At 36.5% G+C, this 22,618-nt stretch carries 23 protein-coding genes; 14 read left to right on the forward strand and 9 right to left on the reverse strand.

Annotated features, from left to right (window positions below):
• Nucleotides 1-1,698: a DNA polymerase III subunit gamma/tau gene (locus PMN2A_RS09565; protein ID WP_011295600.1), complete on the forward strand. Its 1,698-nt coding sequence runs from the start codon at nt 1-3 to the stop codon at nt 1,696-1,698.
• A gap of 14 nt (nt 1,699-1,712) precedes the next feature.
• On the opposite strand, the gene PMN2A_RS09570 is transcribed toward PMN2A_RS09565, so the two are convergent.
• Together PMN2A_RS09570 and PMN2A_RS09575 are read right to left on the reverse strand one after the other, a co-directional pair.
• A complete protein-coding gene (locus PMN2A_RS09570) occupies nt 1,713-3,029 on the reverse strand; it encodes a glycosyltransferase (protein ID WP_011295601.1) in 1,317 nt (438 codons plus the stop codon).
• A gap of 45 nt (nt 3,030-3,074) precedes the next feature.
• Nucleotides 3,075-4,628, reverse strand: coding sequence for a SpoIID/LytB domain-containing protein (locus PMN2A_RS09575; RefSeq protein WP_011295602.1), 1,554 nt, complete (start codon nt 4,626-4,628; stop codon nt 3,075-3,077).
• A 92-nt stretch (nt 4,629-4,720) separates the two neighbouring features.
• Here PMN2A_RS09575 and rpmI point away from each other — a divergent pair, with 92 nt between their 5' ends.
• The 7 genes from rpmI (at nt 4,721) to PMN2A_RS09610 (ending at nt 9,511) form a co-directional block, all read left to right on the forward strand.
• A complete protein-coding gene (gene rpmI / locus PMN2A_RS09580) occupies nt 4,721-4,918 on the forward strand; it encodes a 50S ribosomal protein L35 (protein WP_011295603.1) in 198 nt (65 codons plus the stop codon).
• 51 nt (nt 4,919-4,969) lie between these two features.
• Nucleotides 4,970-5,317: a 50S ribosomal protein L20 gene (gene rplT, locus PMN2A_RS09585; protein WP_011295604.1), complete on the forward strand. Its 348-nt coding sequence runs from the start codon at nt 4,970-4,972 to the stop codon at nt 5,315-5,317.
• 149 nt (nt 5,318-5,466) lie between these two features.
• The gene (locus tag PMN2A_RS09590) at nt 5,467-6,024 is read left to right on the forward strand and encodes a tetratricopeptide repeat protein (protein WP_011295605.1); all 558 of its coding nucleotides are present in this window, start codon (nt 5,467-5,469) and stop codon (nt 6,022-6,024) included.
• A gap of 28 nt (nt 6,025-6,052) precedes the next feature.
• Nucleotides 6,053-6,859 (forward strand): thiazole synthase, encoded by an 807-nt coding sequence (locus tag PMN2A_RS09595; protein WP_011295606.1) that lies wholly within the window; start codon nt 6,053-6,055, stop codon nt 6,857-6,859.
• Between the two features lie 49 nt (nt 6,860-6,908).
• On the forward strand, nt 6,909-7,076 hold the full coding sequence (locus PMN2A_RS09600) for a hypothetical protein (RefSeq protein ID WP_011295607.1): 168 nt from the start codon (nt 6,909-6,911) through the stop codon (nt 7,074-7,076).
• A gap of 56 nt (nt 7,077-7,132) precedes the next feature.
• Nucleotides 7,133-8,326 (forward strand): NAD-dependent epimerase/dehydratase family protein, encoded by a 1,194-nt coding sequence (locus PMN2A_RS09605; protein WP_011295608.1) that lies wholly within the window; start codon nt 7,133-7,135, stop codon nt 8,324-8,326.
• A 36-nt stretch (nt 8,327-8,362) separates the two neighbouring features.
• Nucleotides 8,363-9,511 carry a glycosyltransferase family 4 protein gene (locus tag PMN2A_RS09610; RefSeq protein ID WP_011295609.1) on the forward strand — a complete coding sequence of 383 codons (1,149 nt, stop codon included), beginning with the start codon at nt 8,363-8,365 and terminating at the stop codon, nt 9,509-9,511.
• A 3-nt stretch (nt 9,512-9,514) separates the two neighbouring features.
• On the opposite strand, the gene PMN2A_RS09615 is transcribed toward PMN2A_RS09610, so the two are convergent.
• From PMN2A_RS09615 to PMN2A_RS09635, 5 genes are all read right to left on the reverse strand, one after another.
• On the reverse strand, nt 9,515-9,775 hold the full coding sequence (locus tag PMN2A_RS09615; protein ID WP_011295610.1) for a hypothetical protein: 261 nt from the start codon (nt 9,773-9,775) through the stop codon (nt 9,515-9,517).
• Nucleotides 9,776-9,900: 125 nt separating this feature from the next.
• On the reverse strand, nt 9,901-12,807 hold the full coding sequence (gene gcvP / locus PMN2A_RS09620; protein WP_011295611.1) for an aminomethyl-transferring glycine dehydrogenase: 2,907 nt from the start codon (nt 12,805-12,807) through the stop codon (nt 9,901-9,903).
• A 101-nt stretch (nt 12,808-12,908) separates the two neighbouring features.
• A complete protein-coding gene (gene gcvH / locus PMN2A_RS09625; protein ID WP_011295612.1) occupies nt 12,909-13,295 on the reverse strand; it encodes a glycine cleavage system protein GcvH in 387 nt (128 codons plus the stop codon).
• A gap of 20 nt (nt 13,296-13,315) precedes the next feature.
• A complete protein-coding gene (locus tag PMN2A_RS09630; RefSeq protein WP_011295613.1) occupies nt 13,316-14,581 on the reverse strand; it encodes an aminotransferase class I/II-fold pyridoxal phosphate-dependent enzyme in 1,266 nt (421 codons plus the stop codon).
• A gap of 34 nt (nt 14,582-14,615) precedes the next feature.
• Nucleotides 14,616-15,350, reverse strand: coding sequence for a hypothetical protein (locus PMN2A_RS09635; RefSeq protein ID WP_011295614.1), 735 nt, complete (start codon nt 15,348-15,350; stop codon nt 14,616-14,618).
• Between the two features lie 79 nt (nt 15,351-15,429).
• Between PMN2A_RS09635 and PMN2A_RS09640 the strand changes: the two genes are divergently transcribed.
• Genes PMN2A_RS09640 through PMN2A_RS09660 form a run of 5 tightly spaced genes read left to right on the forward strand, consistent with a single transcriptional unit; the run spans nt 15,430 to nt 20,934 of the window.
• Entirely contained in the window at nt 15,430-16,359 is a 930-nt protein-coding gene (locus PMN2A_RS09640) for an acyl-CoA desaturase (protein ID WP_011295615.1), read from the forward strand.
• A gap of 42 nt (nt 16,360-16,401) precedes the next feature.
• The gene (gene rplI, locus PMN2A_RS09645; protein WP_011295616.1) at nt 16,402-16,860 is read left to right on the forward strand and encodes a 50S ribosomal protein L9; all 459 of its coding nucleotides are present in this window, start codon (nt 16,402-16,404) and stop codon (nt 16,858-16,860) included.
• A 57-nt stretch (nt 16,861-16,917) separates the two neighbouring features.
• The gene (dnaB, locus tag PMN2A_RS09650; RefSeq protein WP_011295617.1) at nt 16,918-18,336 is read left to right on the forward strand and encodes a replicative DNA helicase; all 1,419 of its coding nucleotides are present in this window, start codon (nt 16,918-16,920) and stop codon (nt 18,334-18,336) included.
• 34 nt (nt 18,337-18,370) lie between these two features.
• Nucleotides 18,371-20,341 (forward strand): tRNA uridine-5-carboxymethylaminomethyl(34) synthesis enzyme MnmG, encoded by a 1,971-nt coding sequence (gene mnmG / locus PMN2A_RS09655; protein WP_011295618.1) that lies wholly within the window; start codon nt 18,371-18,373, stop codon nt 20,339-20,341.
• A gap of 5 nt (nt 20,342-20,346) precedes the next feature.
• Nucleotides 20,347-20,934 carry a chorismate lyase gene (locus PMN2A_RS09660; RefSeq protein ID WP_011295619.1) on the forward strand — a complete coding sequence of 196 codons (588 nt, stop codon included), beginning with the start codon at nt 20,347-20,349 and terminating at the stop codon, nt 20,932-20,934.
• A 4-nt stretch (nt 20,935-20,938) separates the two neighbouring features.
• Here PMN2A_RS09660 and PMN2A_RS09665 read toward each other — a convergent pair whose 3' ends face one another.
• Both PMN2A_RS09665 and PMN2A_RS09670 read right to left on the reverse strand, forming a co-directional pair.
• Nucleotides 20,939-21,472 carry a hypothetical protein gene (locus PMN2A_RS09665; RefSeq protein ID WP_011295620.1) on the reverse strand — a complete coding sequence of 178 codons (534 nt, stop codon included), beginning with the start codon at nt 21,470-21,472 and terminating at the stop codon, nt 20,939-20,941.
• A gap of 53 nt (nt 21,473-21,525) precedes the next feature.
• Entirely contained in the window at nt 21,526-22,077 is a 552-nt protein-coding gene (locus PMN2A_RS09670; protein ID WP_041711299.1) for a SprT family zinc-dependent metalloprotease, read from the reverse strand.
• 118 nt (nt 22,078-22,195) lie between these two features.
• Here PMN2A_RS09670 and PMN2A_RS09675 point away from each other — a divergent pair, with 118 nt between their 5' ends.
• A complete protein-coding gene (locus tag PMN2A_RS09675) occupies nt 22,196-22,618 on the forward strand; it encodes a hypothetical protein (RefSeq protein WP_011295622.1) in 423 nt (140 codons plus the stop codon).

Consider the following 22,618-nt stretch of genomic DNA (forward strand, 5'->3'; position numbering starts at 1 on the left):
ATGATAACGACTTATGAGCCATTACATCATAAATATCGCCCAACAAGCTTTGACGAACTAGTTGGGCAAGATCCAATCAAGTCAACATTAAAACAGGCATTAATTAGTGATCGAATTGCCCCTGCATATATTTTTTCTGGACCTCGAGGAACAGGTAAAACATCAAGCGCGCGCATTTTCGCAAAGTCTTTAAATTGTTTAAAAAGTGAAAAAGCTACAACCACGCCTTGCGGGCAATGTGAACTCTGTAAGGGAATTAGCTCTGGCAATGCATTGGATGTAATTGAAATTGATGCAGCTTCGAATACAGGTGTTGAAAATATTCGTGAATTAATAGAAAGGTCTAGATTTGCTCCTGCAAAAGCTCGCTGGAAAGTTTATGTCATAGATGAATGCCATATGCTTTCAACCGCAGCCTTTAATGCACTTTTAAAAACGTTAGAAGAACCTCCCCGTCAAGTCGTATTTATTCTTGCGACAACTGATCCTCAACGCGTTTTACCTACAATTCTTAGTAGATGCATGCGGTTTGATTTTAGAAGAATAGCTCTGCATGATTTAGAGAGTCATTTAATCAATATTGCTAAAAAAGAGGAAATTCAAATCAACGAAGAAGCAATATCATTAATTGCCAAACACTCCCAAGGAGGGTTGAGAGATGCGGAAAGTTTACTTGATCAAGTCAGTTTACTTCCTCCGCCAATAACTCAATTAAACATAATTAATTTAATAGGAGCTATACCAGAAGAAGAATTAATTATATTAGCAAAGTCTTTAATAACTAAAGATCCGAATTCTATTCTGAATATTTGTAATAGCCTAATAAATAAAGGGAAGGAGCCAATTGCAATTTTACAAGGAATAGCATCTATATTAAGAGATCTAGTTGTAACAAAAGTCACAAATAAACCAACAAATTTATGTAATATTTCCCAAGAGCATAGTGAAAGTTTAAACTTCTTAGCAACATCTAGTAATCTTGATCAAATACTCAACCTACAGGCCAAGTTAAAAGGATCAGAAAGTAATATAAGAAACAGTAATCAACCAAACTTATGGCTAGAAATTCATCTACTTGGAATGCTTTCCGATGAAGTTTCCAAAGAAAATAATAACATCAAACAATCCTTAGTTAAAACCAAAATATCAGATAACTCTGAATCTGAAAATACAAATAATACATCAAACAGCATAGTCCCTAATACAGAGAAAGAACAAATTAAAACAACAGCTTTTCTAGACGAAACAAAAACTAGTCCAACTTTAAATCTTGATGATATTTGGAAAAAAGTTATAGCTATGTTAGAGCTTCCTTCAACAAAGATGCTACTTTCACAACAAGCTAAATTAATCAATCTGAGTTCAGATTCTGCTGAAATAGCAATTTCTGAAAAATGGATAAATATGATTCAAAGTCGAAAAAATCTGATTGAAGATGCTTTTTATAAAGCGATAGGATCGTCAACTAAAGTTCTATTAATACAACAAAAAGATAACTTTTCAAATCATAATAAAGTTGAAAATAATCTTCAAAAAATAGAACCAAAAAATCAAATTAAAGTTGATAGAGAGCCAAATAAAAATATTGTTAAAGAGGAGAAAATAGAGTCAAAAAATAATTTAAAGGTAAATTCTATTGATCAAAAAGCTAAGCAATTCGCAGACTTCTTTAATGGAGAAATTGTGAATCTTGAATGAATAAAATAACTTCCTCAAGAACCAATATGATCAGTTTTTTCCCAAATCAACGTCTTACGAAATAGTGACATCTTAACTACTATAAACGGTATAACAATAAACCAATGTGCAAGGTAAATTGTGGCTCCTAGTATATTAATAAAATTAGGTGATGGTAATCTTGGACCTTCGCTATTTTGAGAACATCCTTTCCAAAAAGCTAAACTAGATATACCAAATGCAACTATTGATAGTGGCCAATAAAGTGGCGTTTCAAATAAAATAATTGATACAATCAAATCTATAAGTGATACAACCGGTAAAACATATTGCAATAAGAAAAAGCAAGATAAATCTATTTTTTTAAATTTTGAAAGTCGATTTGAGATCAATAAGGGCCAGTAATCAAAAAATCTTTGCAAACCTCCCTCGGCCCATCTTTTTCTTTGTCGGAATAAAGCCGACAATGATTCCACTGCTTCCTCTTGAATAGGTGGATCCCACATTATTACTATTGGCGATCGGGTTAATAAAAACCGGAAACTTAGATCTAAATCGTCAGTGATAGTTTGTTCATTAAAGCCTCCACAACATTCAAGAACTTTTCTATTAATTAATTGTCCATTACCTCTTAACTCCGAAACACCCCCACTAGCAAGTCTGCCCCTTTGAATAACGGCATCCATTGCCATCTCCATTGCTTGATATGAAGCAATTTGATTTAACTCACAATTTACAACTGATTTTCTTAACTGCACAGCAGACCATCCACCATGCAAAGCAAGAGCTATTGCTCTAAGTAATACATTGCTCTGTAGTTGTGCATCAGCATCAAGAATAAATAACCACTCTCCATCAGTTTTATTCAATACAGAATTCAGAGCTCCTGATTTTCCACCACCACTCATCAATGGACGACTTAAAACATTAATTCTAGAAAAGCTTGTACGTAATTTTTTTAATAAATCAGGTGTTCGATCTTGACTTCCATCATCAATTATCCATAAAGAAATCTTCTCCTCTGGATATTCAATTGATAAAAGTCGTGAAACTAATCGCTCTATTACATTTTCTTCATCACGTGCTGCCACCAACACATCTACTTTGGGAAGAGTCTCAACAAATTTTTCTTCCTTAATTAGATACTCGTTTTGCAATTGATAATTGTCCCTGCGATCTCGTAAAACAACTCTTAACCCATACCCACCCAGCAAGACAGCCAAAGTAATTGAAGGGAATAAATTCTTGCTAGGCGCCATAAGATGAGGAAAAATTCCTGCCAAAGCGCAGCAAATCAAAAACAATATTGATTTAATGCGTCGGTTTTCTCCACTGATTTTGGCTAAAGCCATGGAGTAATCCTTTTATCAACAAGTGACTCTAAGAGGCTTTCATCACTAAGGCAAAAATCCATATTTAGTTTTCGGATAATAATGAGCAAGAATTTGCTTGGTAGTCCATCCTTTTTTTGCTAACTCTATAGCCCCAGACTGAGACATTCCTGCTCCATGGCCAAAACCTCCACCAGAAAACAGCCATTTACCTTCTTTAATTTCTTTAACAACGAATAATGTGCTTGGTAATTCTCCAAGAACACGTCGAATGTCATCAAGTTTAAGCAAAATTTTAGAACCAGACTTCCCTTCAATTTTTAACGAAGTGACTCTCCCACTACTTCCTCTCCTTAAAACTTCAATTTTATATGGATAAAAAGAACTGCCAACTTTTTGAGCTTTTTTGAGCTGTTTAGATATCTGAGAAGACTCTATCGTTCGTTCCCATCTAAAAAGTGGATGATCAGAGCCAAAAGCCTCAGACTTGGAAAATAAAAAAGATTTCAAATTTTTCTCATTTGATAGAGGTAAATCAACCGAACCAGCCCAGTGCTTTGGACCATCCAAGCGCATTTGCAAATAGGGAACTTGATTAATTGACCATGCTTCATCGACCGAGGCCATTACTCCACCATTAGTTGCGTGATAAACAGTGTTTATTGGCTTTTTATTCCAAGTGAGAATTTTGCCAGTTGTTTTTTTTATAGCTGTTGCAATTTTCAAATTGGCTTTAGATGGATCCTTATAAACCTGACATTGGGTATCACTACAAAGATTGTATCCATCAACTTTGAATCTATGGGTATTGGCCATAGCCCATGTTCTAGCTAGTACCGCCTGCGCTGCTAGTGCTGCTTCAGGTGAACTGGCGCCGATTTCATAAGGAACGACTCCGTTTAAATATCTCTCAATCGGAACATGCTCAACCAGAGTCCAACTTCCATATGCATCTGGCTGGATCGAAAATGGACCTAAGTATATCCCCTTCTCCCAGCGCAACCCATCAGGAGCTTGCAAAGAGATAGGACCTTTGAGGGCAATCTTTCCATCATTTCCATCAAGATAAGGAAAAACAAACTTTGAAACTTTTATTTTTTGATAAGTCGACTTTATGGCTGGAGGAATCTCGATGTCGCCTGATACCCAAACCTCCCAATCCAAGGGATGCGCAATAGTTGATTCAATACCTTTATCTTTTAAATCATTTGCCAATCTTTCAGCAGACTCGAAACTTGCAAAAGGACCAATTTTGTTTCGAACAAATACTTTTGGATTTAATAATTGTTGTGCTCGCCAACCAATATTAATTTCTTTAGCCTTTCTTATGACTCCATTAGCATCTTTCAGAATCAAGTTTCTACCAATACTTACAAGCCTCAAAGATGGAGATTTTTGATCATTGATGATTTCCTTTCCTAAATATGGCTTGATCCCAACAAGCAGAACATTTTTTCCTGAACTAATTAAAGGCGTCTCAGGAGGCGACTGATGAGTTTCAAAAAACTTAACTTTGCGAGGAGACGCAATACTTACTTGATTTGAATAAGGCAAACCAATCAAGAAAAGTAAACCAAAAACAAAAAAACTCTTTTGAGCCTTTAAATAACTTTTAATCAAAACAAAAATCTTCTTCCATGAGAATTTAATAATTTCGGGTTGGCTTAAGTGGGCTCAAGGACGTATTCTTATAGACTAACTATGCTTTATCAATGCCAAAGCTCAAGACCCGCAAAGCTGCTGCAAAGCGGTTCAAAGCAACAGGCACTGGCAAGTTCATGAGACGTCGTGCTTTTCACAATCACTTACTCGACCATAAGAGTCCTAAATTAAAAAGGCACCTTAAAACAAAAGCAGTCGTAGACGAACGTGATGCGGAGAACGTAAGGCTTATGCTTCCCTATGCTTAAGTCTTCTCAAAACGTTTATTAGTTCAATTTCTTGATTTCTGATTATTAATTATGGCACGCGTTAAAAGAGGTAATGTTGCTAGAAAACGTAGAAACAAAATCCTTCGCTTAGCGAGAGGATTTAGAGGGGGTAATGGAACTCTTTTCCGAACCGCAAATCAAAGAGTAATGAAAGCCCTTTGTAACGCATATAGAGACAGAAGAAGAAGAAAACGTGATTTCAGGAGACTTTGGATTGCAAGAATCAATGCAGCAGCAAGATTAAATGGATTAAGTTACAGCAAGTTCATGGGTGGCTTAAAGAAAGCAGATATAAGAATTAACAGAAAAATGCTGGCTCAATTAGCAGTTATAGATCCTAAAACATTCACAAACGTTGCAGTTAATTCAAAAAGTTAAATATGTTTCATCTTTTTTTACTTATTTAAAGTTATGAATGAATAATTAATTAAGATAAAAAAATACAGAAGAAATTCCAAAAATCAAGAAAATGATAATAATAAATAATTACTATACAGTTAACAAATTTTTTATTTGAGTTTTAGTTGATGATAGTTAATCTTCCTCAAACTTATTTAATAGGACTGTGTTTGCTTTTAGTAATTATTGCTATTTTAGTAGGAAGACAACTTTATAAAGTAAGAAAAGATGAAATGAAGCTAATCAAATTAGAAAAAGAAGATTCAAATACAAAAGAAAATTCAGCAAAAATGTATGAATTGGCATCTGTTCAATTAAAGAAAAGATTATATCCTCAAGCTACATCAACCTTAAAACAGGCCTTAAAGAAACTTGATGGCGAGCCAGAAGAAGCTAAAGCACTAATAGAAAATGCATTAGGCTTTGCACTCGCTGCTCAAAATGACTTTAAATCAGCAGTAATTCATTACAAAAAAGCATTAACAGCAAAATCTGAATATCCAGTAGCGCTAAATAATCTCGGTTTTGCTTATCAACGGTTGCTCAAAGAAGATGAAGCTTATAAAAATTATAAAGAGGTTTTAAAGTTAGATCCTAATAATAAAACTGCGATCTCTCAAATTAAAAGACTTGAGCGTATAGTTGGAAAAGATAAAGATCAATTATCGAATAAAAAAGGCTTCTAAATCATTATTAATCCATCATGTTTGACCCATGCAAAAAACAAATAAATTTCTAAAAATAGGAAATAAAGAGTTCAAAAGTCGACTTCTTGTTGGAACTGGCAAATACTCATCCTTAGAAGTCATGCAAAAAAGCCTAATAAATACAAAATGTGAAATAGTTACTGTCGCAGTTAGAAGAGTTCAAGGGCTAGAACATGGACATAAAGGATTAATGGAATCAATAGACTGGAAAAGAATATGGATGCTGCCAAACACTGCAGGATGCTCAAATGCCGAAGAAGCTATTCGAATAGCAAGACTTGGCAGAGAATTAGCAAAGTTAGCAGGTCAAGAGACTAATAATTTTGTCAAATTAGAGGTTATTCCTGACAAAAAATATTTATTACCCGACCCAATTGGAACCTTAAAAGCAGCCGAACAATTAGTTAAAGAAGGATTTACTGTTCTTCCATATATAAATTCTGATCCATTAATTGCAAAACAGCTTGAAGAAATTGGATGTGCAACCGTTATGCCTCTTGGTTCCCCCATTGGATCTGCTCAAGGAATAAGAAATGCTGCAAACATTGCGATGATTATCGCAGAATCTCGAATCCCAATAATTATTGATGCAGGCATTGGAGTTCCAAGTGAAGCAGCGCAAGCATTAGAAATGGGTGCTGATGGGGTTCTAATAAATAGTGCTATTGCTTTAGCTGAAAACCCAATTCTTATGGCTCAAGCCTTCTCTAAGGCTACCGAGGCAGGCAGGGATGGCTATCTATCTGGAAGACTGAAAGAGAACCCTCTTGCTAGTCCAAGCTCTCCACTAGATGGAGTTATATCAAATAATTAGAGAAATTCGTTAAAAATTAGTAACGTAATAGGCTAATAAACAAAAAGACATGGCAGTCACTAGAGAAAGTCAAGGCAGGCTTAACGTTTTTGCGGATGAGCCAAGAATTGAAATACTTACAAAAGAAAGCAGTGGCAACAAAGGTTCTTGGCTTTTGACCCTTGCTGGAGTTATCCTTGTAATTGGGCTTATCGCATATTCTTTAACAATCAAGTGAAACCCTTATAGTAGCTTGAATAATATGAGTGTTTGCTCTGTCTTTTGGAGTTTAGAGTGAAAGTTTTCGTTCTTGGTGGTGACGGCTTCTGCGGATGGCCTTGTGCAGTAAATCTTGCTGATAAAGGTCATGATGTATTCATCGTGGATAATCTGAGTCGTCGAAAAATCGATATAGACCTTGAAGTTGAATCCTTAACTCCAATTACAAGTATTGGAGAAAGGATTCAAGCTTGGTCTGAGATAGGCGGAAAACCTATTCAATTTATTCATTTAGACCTTGCCTCTGAATATCAAAAGCTTTTAGATCTGTTGATCGAGGAAAAGCCGGATTCAATAATTCATTTTGCTGAACAACGTGCTGCTCCATATTCCATGAAAAGCAGCGCAACCAAGAGATATACAGTTGATAACAATGTCAATGGTACTCATAATCTCCTTGCCGCAATTGTTGAATCTCAATTAGATATTCACATTGTTCATCTTGGGACAATGGGAGTTTATGGCTATGGATCTCATAGAGGCGCGACCATTCCTGAAGGTTACTTAAAAGTGGAAGTACCCCAACCAGATGGCAGTCGTTTTGAAGAAGAAATCCTTCATCCAGCAAGTCCTGGCAGCGTTTATCACATGACAAAAACGCTTGATCAATTGCTCTTTCTTTACTACAACAAAAATGACCAGATCAGAATCACTGATCTTCATCAAGGAATCGTATGGGGAACGAATACTGATGTCACAAGTCGTGACCCAAGATTGACTAATAGATTTGACTATGACGGTGATTATGGAACAGTGTTAAATCGATTTTTAATGCAGGCGGCCATTGGATACCCATTAACTGTTCATGGTACTGGTGGACAAACAAGAGCTTTTATACATATTCAAGATTCAGTAAAATGTGTTCAATTGGCACTCGAGAACCCTCCTGAGAAAGGTGAAAGGGTGAAAATTTTCAACCAAATGACGGAAAGTCACCAAGTTGGGGAATTAGCTAAAAAAGTAGCCTCTCTCACTGGAGCAAAAATTAATTATCTGCCAAACCCAAGAAACGAAGCGGTTGAAAATGATTTGATAGTTGATAATCGATGTTTTATTGAGCTTGGATTAGATCCGACAACTCTCGATAATGGACTTTTAGAAGAAGTGGTTAATGTCGCGAAAAAATTCTCCAATCGCTGTGATTTAAAACGAATACCTTGTGTATCTGCATGGACATCAACCCAAGCAAAAGCAATCCATAAATCCTAAACCTAACTAGTACAAAATCTTGAAAAGACACGCTCAGTGAAAATAGCTTTCTTTACAGAAACTTTCCTACCCAAAGTTGATGGAATAGTCACTCGTTTAACTAAAACAATTCAAAATCTAGTTGCATCTGGTGATGAAGTAACCGTTTTTTGTCCAGAAGGCTGTCCATCAAGCTATATGGGTGCAAAAGTTGTAGGTGTCCCTGCGATGCCATTACCTTTATATCCAGAACTCAAGCTAGGACTCCCTGGCCCAGGTGTTTCAGATGAATTAGAAAACTTTAAACCTGACTTAATACATGTCGTCAACCCTGCGGTGCTTGGATTGGGTGGTATTTGGCTAGCCAAAACAAACAATATCCCCCTTGTAGCCAGTTACCACACTCATTTACCAAAGTATTTAGAACACTATGGAATGGGAATGTTAGAGCCGCTTTTATGGGAATTGTTAAAAGCGGCTCATAATCAAGCAACTCTAAATCTGTGTACTTCCACTGCAATGGTGCAAGAACTCTCAGAAAAAGGAATTCAAAATACCGCTTTATGGCAAAGAGGAGTGGATACAGATATTTTCAAACCAGAACTCAGAGACGAAGAAATGAGAAAGCGTCTGTTAGGAAGTTTTAGCGATGAAGGATCTCTATTGATATATGTGGGAAGACTCTCAGCAGAAAAACAAATTGAAAGAATTAAACCTGTACTTGAAGCACTTCCAAGCACTCGACTAGCTCTTGTTGGAGATGGCCCATATAGACAACAATTAGAAAAAATTTTCCAAGGAACTTCAACTACCTTTGTGGGATATTTAAGTGGGAATGAACTAGCAAGTGCTTATGCATCCGGTGATGCCTTTTTATTCCCCTCAAGCACAGAGACCCTGGGATTAGTTCTGTTGGAGGCAATGGCTGCTGGATGCCCAGTCGTAGGAGCGAATAAAGGTGGAATACCAGATATAATTTCAGATGGCGAAAATGGATGTTTATACAATCCTGATGGAGAAAATGATGGGGCTTTAAGTTTAATTGAAGCTACAAAAAAATTATTGGGCAACGAAATAGAACGCACATCTATGAGAAAAGCAGCTCGTTCAGAAGCTGAGAGATGGGGATGGGCAGGCGCTACAAAACAATTGAAAAGTTATTACGAAGACGTGCTAGACAAAAAACGATCAAATATTGCTGCTTAGTTTTTACGCAGCATGAGGAGGTGGAGTGGGAGAATCAAATGATTGCATTGGTAATACCAACGTCGCCCATGGAGAAAGTTTTGCTGGCCTTTGTTTCTTAGGCTGACGAACCCCAAATGGGACTCGAACGACATTCGTGCCAGCAACTTGTAAAAGTTCTCCTTTAGTTAAAACAGATTCAACGCAATTAGAAAAAGAAGGCAAGGACAAATCATCCTTTTTATTCATTTGATCTGGAAGATCAAAAGATGTCTTTTTGTTCATTTAGTCCCCATATAATTTAAGGCTGAGGCAAAGATTAAAAGAAAAAATTGCAAAACAACCCAAAAATAACCAATAATTTGGTTTTCGATTGAAACTTAACTAAGAAAATAAGTTTTAACCAGTCTTCAAACAGAATTAATATCTTCTAAATCTTGAACTGAAGGACAACTACAAATCAAATTCCTGTCTCCATAAGCATTATTAATACGTGAAACTGATGGCCAAAATTTATATTTTTCTTGATCAGGCAATGGATAAGCAGCTTCTTTACGAGAATAAGGTCTATCCCAATCATCCGAGGTAACTGTTTTTAAAGTATGTGGAGATTGTTTTAAAGGATTATTTATTGGATCAATCTTTCCTAATTTTATTTGTTCAATTTCTTCTCGTATTCCTATCATCGCGTCACAAAAACGATCTAATTCAGGCAAACTTTCACTCTCTGTTGGTTCAACCATCAAAGTTCCAGCAACAGGCCAACTTATTGTTGGTGCATGAAATCCATAATCCATCAATCTCTTGGCAACATCCTCTACTTCTATGCCTAACTGACTCTTTAATGGTCGTAAATCTAATATGCATTCATGAGCTACTAGCCCATTGGGATCTTTAAATAAAACTGGATAATAAGGATCAAGTCTTTTTGCTAAATAATTAGCAGAGAGAATTGCTATAGAACTCGCTTTGCGTAACCCATCGCTACCCATCATTCGGATGTACATCCAACTGATGGGCAATATTCCAGCGCTACCAAATGGAGCTGCAGATACTGCCGAAATAGCCTTTTGGCCTCCGCACTTGATAATTGAATGTCCAGGCAGATAAGGAACCAAATGATCTGCTACAGCTATAGGACCTACTCCGGGGCCGCCTCCACCATGAGGAATGGAAAAAGTTTTATGAAGATTTAAATGGCACACATCTATTCCATAAGATCCAGGCCTGCAAATACCTACCTGAGCATTCAAATTTGCTCCATCCAAATAGACCTGACCACCCTCTTGATGAATGACTTGGCACATTTCACGGATATTTGGCTCAAATACTCCATGAGTTGATGGGTAGGTAACCATCAATGCAGCCAAATTCTTTGAATGAATTTTTGATTTATTCTTTAAGTCTTCTAAATCAACATTGCCATATTCATCACATTTAACAGAAACAACTTTAAAGCCAGACATTACCGCACTAGCTGGATTGGTACCGTGAGCACTTGTTGGAATCAAGCAAATATTCCTATGGCCCTCTCCCAGAGACTGATGCCATGAACGTATTACAAGCAAACCAGCAAATTCTCCTTGAGAACCTGCATTTGGCTGAAGAGAAACTCCCTGAAAGCCTGTTAAAGCAGACAGCCAATTTTCAAGGTCGTTAATTATTTCGTGGAATCCAGTTAATTGAGTATGAGGAGCAAAAGGATGAATAGAGGAAAACTCTCTCCATTCAATGGGTAAAAGTTCCGCAGCTGCATTCAATTTCATTGTGCAACTCCCAAGAGGAATCATTCCTTGAACTAAAGAAAAATCTTTCGATACTAAGCAATGTATGTATCTCATTAAATCAGTCTCACTTTGATATTGATTAAATACCGATTGTTCAAGCCAAGATTTTTCTCGGAGTGGAATATCAATTAGTGAAGCATTCTCAAAAATAAAATTGGAAAGATCATGAGTTTTTTTTCCTTTAACTTGTGCAAGTATTTGATGCAATTTATAAATTTCTTCATCACATGTTAATTCATCAAAAGTCACACCAAAACCCTTAGCATTTTCAAAATCTGATCCGATAGGAAGAACTCTTAAGTTATATCCTTCTTCAGACGCTAGCTGAATAACTTCCGATGCTTCTGAACAATAAACATCAACACTGTCAAATGCTGAATATTTTTCTATAGGGTATTCTAAATTCATTAATATGGATTCAAAATTTGATCTATATTTGACCACATTTTCTGCTATTTGCTTAAGACCTTTTGGGCCGTGATGTACTGCATAAAAAGAAGAAAGAACAGCTAGTAAAACTTGAGCTGTGCAAATATTACTTGTTGCTTTATCTCTTCGAATATGTTGCTCTCTAGTTTGAAGTGCAAGCCTCAATGCTTGATTTCCTTCTACGTCAACTGATTGCCCAACTATCCTTCCGGGTATTTGTCTTTTATATATTTCTTTAGTTGCAAAAAAAGCGGCATGTGGTCCACCAAAAGCAATTGGAACTCCAAATCTTTGTGCACTTCCAACTACAATATCTGCACCAAATTCGCCCATAGGTTTAATCAAAACTTGAGCTAAAGGATCAATTGCAATGGTCACAATTGCATTACATTTATGTGCGTCATTAATTATTTTGGTTGGGTCCCAAATACGACCATTTTTTCCTGGTAACTGAATAAGAATTCCAAAAACATTTTTATCGATTTCAAAATTATTGTTATCAAACATCTCAAGGGAAATGCCTAGCGGTTCGCATCGGGTTTTTAATACATCAAGTGTTTGAGGCAAAATTTCTTGATCTACTAAAAACTTATTAGCATTTTTATTTTTTCTAACAGTCAAACTCAAACTAATTGCCTCAGCTGCCGCAGTGGCTTCATCAAGTAAAGACGCATTTGATATGGGTAAGCCTGTTAATTCACTTATTAACGTCTGAAAATTAAATAAAGCTTCTAATCTGCCTTGAGATATTTCTGCTTGATAAGGAGTATAAGCTGTATACCAATTAGGATTTTCTAGAACATTTCTTTGTATAACTGGAGGTATAACAGTCGAATGATAACCCAGACCAATCAGCGAACGATGTTCAACATTTTTCTTTGAAATTATATTGATTTCTGTTAACGCTTTATTTTGATCACACCCATCTGGGATAGAAACACCATTGTTTTCTGAATCAAATATTTCATTGGGAATGACAGAAGATATAAATTCTTCCGCATTCTCATAACCAAGATGTTGAAGCATTAAAGCTTCATCTTCGTTAGTTGGACCTATATGGCGAGACTTAAAAGTGAAATCCTTTAATTCTGCTTTTGACATGAGCTTGTTCTCAAGCACAAGCAAATTAAGTTATTGGAGAGAGAGCCAGTGTAGAGAAAAATTTTCCAATTTGTTGTAAGAAAAAATTATTCAGCAGGATTTTATGCAGAGATTTTCTTTGAATAAGTTTCAGAGTCCATAAGCTCTTTTAGTTGAGCAGGGTTATCAGGACGAATTATTAATAACCATCCTTCGCCATGAGGATCATTTTGAAGTTCCTCTGGGCTTGCTAAAACAGAATTGTTTCTATGAACAATCTCTCCGCTCACTGGAGCATACATATCCTCAACAGCCTTTACTGATTCGACTGATCCAAAGCTCTCTCCTTTGGCTATTGCAGTGCCTTCCTCTGGAAGATCAACAAAAACAATGTCTCCTAACTGATCTACTGCAAATTCACTGATGCCAATTCGAACTAAAGAATCATCTGCAAAAGCATATTCATGACTGTCAGCAAAACGAAAATGATCTGGAAAGGAAAAAGCCATTGCGTCAAAACGAAAAACGCTTAATCATTCTGGGGTAATTTGATCAATCCTGCCTGAAATAAATTGGATAATGCATGAATCAAAGCAATTTTGACATGAGCGCGATGAGATCCTCCTTGAATAAATAGATCAAATGGAGGTTTCATAGGAGCATCAGCAGAAAATTCACTCGTACTACCATCTACAAAAGTTCCTCCAGCCATGACTAAATTATTTTCATACCCTGGCATTGGAGCAGGAATTGGATCGAGAAAAGATCCAATAGGTGATTTTTCTTGAAAAGACCTACAAATAATTTGTAAGATTTTTGGATCGCCGATTCTGACTATTTGGATCAAATCAGTTCGCTTAGAAGCAGGAGTTGGCAATACTTTAAATCCCAATTCGCTAAATGAAGTGGAAATAATTTCAGCCCCTATTAATGCCTCTGAGACCATTTGAGGCGCCAGAAAAAGTCCTTGTAAAATTGTTCTATTTAAGTCAAAAGTAATACCGCCCTCAGATCCAATGCCTGGAGCAGTCAAGCGACAACATGCTTTATCAACTAAATCAGCTTTCCCCGCAATATATCCACCAGTAGGAACAATAGTTCCACCTAAATTTTTTATTAAAGAACCTGCAATCAAATCTGCCCCTACTGACGTTGGTTCATTCGTTTCGACAAATTCTCCATAACAATTATCAACAAAACAAATACAATTAGGCTGGATTTTATGACATAAATAACAAATCTCTTTAATAACCTCAATACTCAAAGATGGGCGCCATGTATAACCGCAACTACGCTGTATAAATATTAATTTTCTAGGTATTTTTAAAGCTTTCTCCAAAGCTAAAAAGTCTATATTTCCATCATCTTTCAAAGATATTTCTTCATAAGCAATACCAAACTCAATTAAGGATCCTTTACCATTCCCCCGCAATCCAATAACTTCTTCAAGTGATTCATAAGGCCTTCCAGTAACAGATAATAAGCCATCACCTGGCCTTAAGACTCCAAACAAAGAAGATGTAATAGCATGAGTTCCGCTGACAAGCTGAAGCCTTACCGCTGCTTTTTCAGCATCTAAAACATTTGCAAAAATTTTATCAATTATGTCTCTCCCTAAATCTCCATGTCCATAACCTGTTAAAGATGCAAAATGTTGTACATTTAGATGAGAATCAGAAAAAGCCTTTAATACTTTTTCTAACTTAAATGTTATGCTATCAGTCTTTTCTTTAATCGATAGATATAATTTCTTTTCTATATTTTCAACAAAATTTTTAGCAGAATTTTTTAACATATTGTTTTTTAAGCTTCAATAAATTTTAAATCAATTAATCGGAAAAAATAATCTCTAATTTTTCTTGATCTTTAAGTAATAAGCCTTTTTGGCGAAGATTTTCTAAAAAGTCATCTGCACCTTGCAAGTTAGTTGTATTTAACAATTTATTTGTTGCGTGTAAATCTAATAATTCACCATCAAGCTCCTCAGCTGTGTAATCCCTTAAACCCGCCATAACTGCTTCAAATCTTTCTCTTCGTTGCTTTTTGCTTACAGGATATGCTGACATGACTTGCTCTCTACACATTCTCCAAGACCTTCCTTTACATAAATAGTCCGCCAAAGCAGCACTAAGCTCAGGAGCCTCAGCCTCCTCAATGAACCAATCAAAAGAGGAAGGCAAAGACGCTAATCCAACAAAAATCTCAAAAAAATCACCAGCAGAAAGTGGATTATTGTCATTTCCGTCAACAGCAATAGCTGATTCTTGAAGCGATCTAAGCAGCTCAGGATGAACGTTAACTATTTGACTTTCTATATTTTCTAACCCTCGCGAAAGTACTTGATTAACCTTACCCAACGCAAAAAATACTTCAGGACTTGGAGATACAAGTTTTCCATTTCGTAGATTTGAGATTTGGGAACTATGAACTCTACCTAGATCCAAACTTTCAGCCAAAGCAGGAAGAACTTTATGAGACCAGCCATTACGCTCATGCCATACATGCACTAGATGAGCCATAGCCCTTCTGCCTGCAGTTAATTGATCCCGAAAACTAGAGGTCACAAATCACATTCAAGATTGATAGATAGACCTGATTAGGATCCTTATCGTATATTATATACACAACGTAGACAGATCACTAATGGTTTCAAGTTTGATCGAAGCTTCGGCTCCATTAAAAAAACCAGTTGCTGCCGATAAAGCGATGGCTGCATCGAAGAAGCTTCAAGGCCATGTACCAAGGCGGATTCAGAATAAAAGGGCGAGAAAAAGATGGGGAACAGTCATATTCATGCTGACAATACATGCTTTAACCATATTTACTTTGCAAGCTCAATTTTGGAGCTGGCTTGCATTTTCTGGATTTATTTTCTTGTATTGGGTAACTGCTTGCTTGGGAGTAACGACAGGATATCATCGCCTTCTTTCACATCGTTCTTTTCAAGTTCCAAAATGGCTTGAAAGATTTTTTGCAACTTGTGGAGCATTAAGTTGCCAACATGGACCAATTGATTGGGTCGGTCTTCATAGGCATCATCATACTTTTTCCGATACTGAAGCTGATCATCATGACAGTAATAAGGGATTCTGGTGGAGTCACATGGGATGGATGTTTGAAGATGTACCTGCCATGAAAGCGGTACCAAGACTTTCTGGAGATTTAATCAAAGATCCATACTATCGGTTCTTAAATAAAAATTTTTTACTTTTGCAACTACCCTTAGGCGCAACACTTTATTTAATTGGACAATCAGCTGGAGTTGGAGGATGGGCAATGGTCCTATGGGGAATACCTCTAAGACTCGTTTTTGTTTATCACATAACTTGGCTAGTTAATTCAGCAACTCATTGTTGGGGAACTATTGCGTATGAGAGTGGGGATAATTCAAAAAATAATAAATGGGTAGCAGCACTTACATTTGGTGAAGGATGGCACAATAATCATCATGCTTTCCCTAATTCAGCAAAGCATGGCCTTCAACGCAAACAAATAGATCTAACTTGGCAACACATACGTTTTTTGAAAGCAATTGGCTTAGCTAAAAAAATTAGACTCCCTGTCGCGTCGTAATATAAATATCAATATTAAATAGCATTTATTCATTTTCGATCCATGGCTAAGAGAGTTCAAGTAGTTCTGAATGAAGACATAAAAAGTCTTGGTAATGATGGTGATCTTGTTGAGGTTGCTCCAGGTTTTGCAAGAAACTTCTTATTACCCAACAAAAAAGCGTTACCAGTTACTCCAACTGTTTTAAAACAAGTTGAGCACAGAAGAGCAAAACAAGCAGAAAAAGAAGCAGCTAAAAAGCAAGAGGCTATTGATTTCCAAACAGCTCTGACAACGATTGGCAGATTTACCGTCAAAAAACAAGTCGGTGAGGATGGAGTCTTATTTGGAACAGTAACAAATGGAGATGTAGCAGAAGTTGTAAAAGAAGCTACTAAAAAAGACATAGATCGTAGAGACATATCTATCCCTGAAATACATGGAGTTGGTAAATATAAAGTGCAAATTAAGCTTCATAACGAAGTAAATGCTGAAATAAACCTTGAAGTTACAAGTTACTAATAGTTGCATCTTTGCCTGAACAAGCCAAAGTAGGTGTCCTTGTCCAAAAAGCGATAAATGATAAGCACCCCCTCTTCAAATAACGGGGATTTTTCAAAGCAAGGTAGAGATTTTGGAGCTTTTAATAATTCCAAGATTGAGAAGCCTCGTTTTGAAGCTCAACCTGACCAAATACCACCACAAAATTTAGAAGCAGAAGAATCTGTTCTTGGTGGAATTTTATTGGATCCTGATGCGATAGGACGTATAGCTGATTTGCTACAAGTTGAAGCTTTTTACATATCTGCTCATCGAGAAATATATAGAACTGCATTAATGCTTCATAGCCAGGGCAAGCCTACAGATTTAACAGCAATGAGCGCTTGGCTTGCGGATACAAATTCTTTAGAAAAAGTTGGAGGCAACAACAGATTAGTTGAACTTGTTGAGCGGGTTACATCTACAGCATCAATCGAACAAGTTGCTAAATTAATTAGCGATAAATTTCTGCGTAGACAATTAATTAAATCTGGAAATGATGTAATCAAATTAGGCTTTGATCAAAGTCTTCCCATGGAAGAAGCTATTGATCAAGCTGAACAGAAGATCTTTGCTATTAGCCAAGAGCAACCATCCAAAGGTCTAACACCCACAGCAGAAATTTTGACAAGTACTTTCAATGAAATAGAGAGTAGATCACTTGGTACATCAGTAGCAGGCATACCAGTTAATTTTTACGATCTGGATGCAATGACACAAGGACTGCAGCGGAGCGATCTAATAATTGTTGCAGGAAGACCAGCAATGGGAAAAACTTCAATTGTTCTTAATTTGGCGAAAAACGTTGCGCAACTTCATGACCTACCTGTTTGTGTATTCAGTCTTGAGATGAGTAAAGAGCAACTAACTTACAGATTGCTATCAAGCGAGGTAGGTATTGAGAGCAGTCGATTAAGAACGGGACGTTTGCAACAAGATGAATGGCCATTACTTGGTCAAGGTATTAATACGCTTGGTCAATTACCAATCTTCATTGATGACAAACCAAATTCCAGTGTTCTTGAGATGAGGTCCTTATGTCGTCGCCTAATTGCTGAACAAGGTAAAGAACTGGGACTAATTGTGATTGATTATCTTCAACTAATGGAAGGTACTTCTCCAGATAATCGAGTTCAAGAAATCTCAAGGATTACTAGAGGCCTTAAGGGTATGGCAAGAGAACTTAAAGTGCCTGTAATCGCTTTATCTCAATTAAGTAGAGGAGTTGAATCAAGAACCAATAAAAGACCAATGCTTAGCGATCTGCGTGAATCTGGCTCAATAGAACAGGATGCGGACTTGGTTCTAATGATTTATAGGGATGAGTATTACAATCCAGAAACTACTGATAGAGGAATTACAGAAGTTATCGTGACAAAACACCGGAATGGACCCGTTGGAACAGTTAAATTACTTTTTGAACCCCAATTCACTAGATTTAGAAATCTTGCTGCTTAATTGTTTGAAAATTTATTTCCTAAATGCTTAATTGATGATTACTAAACAATCTTCAAATGAAAGTTTTGACGTAATTGTTGTAGGAGGTGGTCATGCAGGCTGCGAAGCAGCTCTGACTTCAGCAAGATTAGGATTGAATACAGCTTTATTTACACTCAATTTAGATCGAATCGCATGGCAGCCATGTAATCCCGCAGTGGGGGGACCAGCTAAAAGTCAATTAGTTCATGAAGTTGATGCGCTAGGAGGGATAATCGGAAAATTAGCTGATTTAACGGCTCTTCAAAAAAGAGTGCTTAACGCAAGCAGAGGGCCTGCAGTTAGAGCATTGAGAGCGCAAACAGATAAGCGATCATATGCACATGAAATGCTTAAAATTCTGCAAAACACGCCAAATTTAAAGATTAGAGAGGCAATGGTTACTGGGCTAGAAGTTGAACATTATCCCAATCAGATTGACCAAAAAACACCAGAAATTCAAGAAAGAATTGGATTTATCAAGGGAATTAAAACCTATTTTGGAAGCGTTTTTCATGCAAAAGCAGTTGTACTTACAACAGGCACATTTTTAGGAGGCAGAATTTGGATTGGCAATCAATCTATGAGCGCAGGTCGAGCAGGAGAGCAAGCCTCTGAGGGGTTAACTGAAGAATTAAAAAAATTAGGCTTTACTACTGATCGTTTAAAAACAGGAACACCTGCTCGCGTCGATAGACGAACTATTGATCTTGACTCCCTCGATGAGCAATTGAGCGATGCTTCAGATAAATTCTTTTCTTTTGATCCTCTTTCATGGAAAAGTGGAGAACAAATGAGTTGTCATATCACTCGAACAACAAAACAAACTCACCAACTTATTAAAAATAATCTTCATTTAACTCCTATTTATGGAGGTTTTATTGATAGTAAAGGTCCCAGATATTGTCCATCCATTGAAGATAAAATTGTACGTTTTGCTGATAAAGATTCACACCAGATTTTCTTAGAACCCGAAGGTAGAGATACTCCAGAAATGTATGTGCAAGGTTTCTCAACTGGACTGCCCGAAAACTTACAATTAGAACTTTTAAGGACACTTCCAGGCTTACAAAATTGCGTGATGCTTAGACCTGCTTATGCAGTTGAATATGACTACATACCAGCCACACAATTAGAAGCAACTCTAGAAACAAAGAGAATAAGTGGCTTATATAGTGCAGGCCAATTAAATGGAACTACAGGGTATGAAGAAGCTGCAGCTCAAGGTTTAGTAGCAGGCTTAAATGCTGCAAGGTTAGTAAACAATAAAGAAGGAATTATTTTTGAAAGAGAAAGTAGTTATATAGGAACTATGATTGACGATTTAGTTACAAAGGATCTAAAAGAACCATATAGAGTGTTAACCAGTAGAAGTGAGTATAGATTAATCCTAAGGGGTGATAATGCAGATAGAAGATTAACTCCTCTTGGTTATCAATTAGGGTTAATTGATGAAAGAAGATGGAAAATATTTAATGCTAAACAACAATTAATCAATCAAGAAAAAGAAAGACTAGAGAAAGAAAGAATTAAAGAAAGTGATAAGTCTGCAAAGGAAATATATTCCTCAACTGGAACACCTATAAAAGGATCATTAACTTTAGCAAATTTTCTCAGAAGAACAAATATTCACTATAAAGATTTAATTACGTTTAATTTAACAACTCAAAGTATTCCTTTAGATGTTGAAGAAGGAGTGGAGATAGATATTAAATATAGTGGTTATTTAGAAAGACAAAAAGCTCAAATAAATCAATTAAAACAGCAAAGCAAAAAGTTATTACCAAAAAATTTAAATTACAATAATATAGAAACACTATCTAAAGAAGCTAGGGAGAAATTAACAATTTCTCAGCCAAAAAGCCTTGGGCATGCTGCACAACTGCCAGGCGTTAGCAAAGCTGATCTAACTGCACTTCTTGTATGGTTAAAAATAGAGAAGATGAAAAAAGTTAAAAGAAAAGATTCACTTCAAATAACAAATTAATAACAGTGAATTCACGTCAATCTCAATTACCTTCTCCTGAAGTGATTTGGAAAGCATCGAAAGAAAATGTTCTTTCAGGGAGAGGTAATCATAAGCTGTCTGGAGCTTGGCAGTTAATGCTATTGGGGGACGGCAGCCCAACAAGACATCTCAAGCTATTAACTGGACATGAAGTTGCCATAAAAGTTATTTCCATGGCAACGGAAAATAATAATGAAATTGGCGTACCAGAAGAAGTCAATGAGCTAGAACCACCTTTAATACGAAGGCAAGTTTGGCTGACATGTGGAGACTTAACCTTGGCCTGGGCTGAAAGCTGGTGGAATTATCAAGAAGCAGAAAAACATCTGCGCAATAAAGATCAACCTATCTGGAAAAGCCTCACCCAAGGACGCTCAGAACTTTTTAGAGAGGTAGATGGATTGGGTTTAGTAAATGCCAATTGGCTGAAATTAGAATTCGATGAAGAGGGACCTTTTTGGAGCAGGCATTACCGATTTTTTCGTGAACAAAAAGAATTAACTGTAATCAGAGAAGTATTTAGCCCAAAGTTAGAAAAATGGCTTGGACCAGTTCCAAGGAAGGCTTTTTGAGAAACTAGTACTTTCTTCGACTAGATCTTGGTATATTTTTTCTTCTTTGAGGAGTTCGTTCATCTAAACAAGAATCGTTTGATTTCGATGTATTTTGCTTAATTAAATTATCTTTTCTTTCCCACTTATTTAATTTAAAAGATTGATCGTCTGGCCATTCATCCAGTTCGTCAGAATTATTTCTCCTTCTTTCAATCTGAGGTGGTAAGGCTTTAGGAGCTCTTAAGGAAATAGCAGTTAAGGGTCTTTTTGTATTGTTTAAGCTTTCTTGAAAGGGTTCAACATCTAAGTCTTCATTATCCAACCAATCGTCATCATCCTCAAAAAACCAATCAATTTTCTCTTCCATCCAACGACCAACTTTATCGAAATTTGCTGAAGTCTCTTTATCTTGCCATCCTCCCCTTCTTTGACCCGGGCGATTACCTGCGACACCATCTACAACCTGTTTTCCAGTTTGTATCCATTTATCCATTCTGCGATCAAGAGGTGCCCGAGATCGCTGACGAATTTGATTACGATTGTTATATGAGCTCATCTTTTAAATTTAACGCTTTCAAACCAACAAGTGAATCACCGTAAAGAAGAAAATTATTTTTTAGTTCTAGAAAAAGGTTGAAATTCAAGCACACATTTTTGATCCCATCGACCTCCAAAATAATTATTACAACAACTACGACAGGCAGCGCCTTTGACAATACGTCGATAACTAAAACTTCGTTTACATGAAGGACAAGTTGCCACCCATTTGGGAATTCTGTTTGATATTGGGAAAGAATGACGAACTGTTACTTGAAAATCAGTTTGAGCGGAATTGATCTCTGCCATACGTTGATGAAAATTAGGCCCATGGGCCTCTTCAACTTTCAGGACAAGATCAATCCAAGCATGAATCATTTCGTGGCACAAAGTACTGTTTAATGCTTTTTGGGGAAGATTCTCTAATACTGGTCTAGACAAAATTATTTCACTAGCTTTAACTCCTAAGAAATTCGTTTTACGTCTATATATCCCAGCCGTAGTCCGCATCCGACCATCACTCCAACGCACAGAGACTCTGGGAACTCCTTTCTCCAACAAAGAGTTGTGAAAATGTTGTCTGTTTAATTTAAGAAATAATGGTAAAACAGGTATTAAAGACATTGATGCAGAGAACTCATTAGCTTTATTATTTCGATAACATTCTGTCTGACTATCAATAACAAACAAGCTAATCTCATAGCTAATAAGTCAGACTCTTTAATCAAAAGGAATTAAAAACATGGATAGCGCTTTAATCAAAGCAATTGGTTTAAAAGCTCTCTTAGTTGGAGTTGGCGCACTTCTCCTGTTTTGGACTTTTAATGCAATTAAACTCGTTGTAAGTGCTAGAGGGATTAATCCTCTTGTGAAAAAGTTTTTTGATCAGATTGCAGCTGGCCGAATAGATGGGGCTTATAGACTTACGACAAAAGCTTATAAATCACACGTCAATAGACAAGACTTCATCAAATTTTTGGGTAGCTTGCAATTAAATCGATATAGAAACTTAAAATCAGGGCGTCCAAGGATAGAAGACAATCAAATCATGCTCACACTAAGCTTGAAATCAGAAGATAAGAAAAATGAAATGCCGCTGGATTTCACTTTTATTAAAATCAACGAAAATTGGCAAATTGATCGTATTGCTAAAGCCAATAAATAA

The sequence above is a fragment of the Prochlorococcus marinus str. NATL2A genome (assembly GCF_000012465.1).
GTDB classification, from domain to species: Bacteria; Cyanobacteriota; Cyanobacteriia; order PCC-6307; family Cyanobiaceae; genus Prochlorococcus_B; species Prochlorococcus_B marinus_B.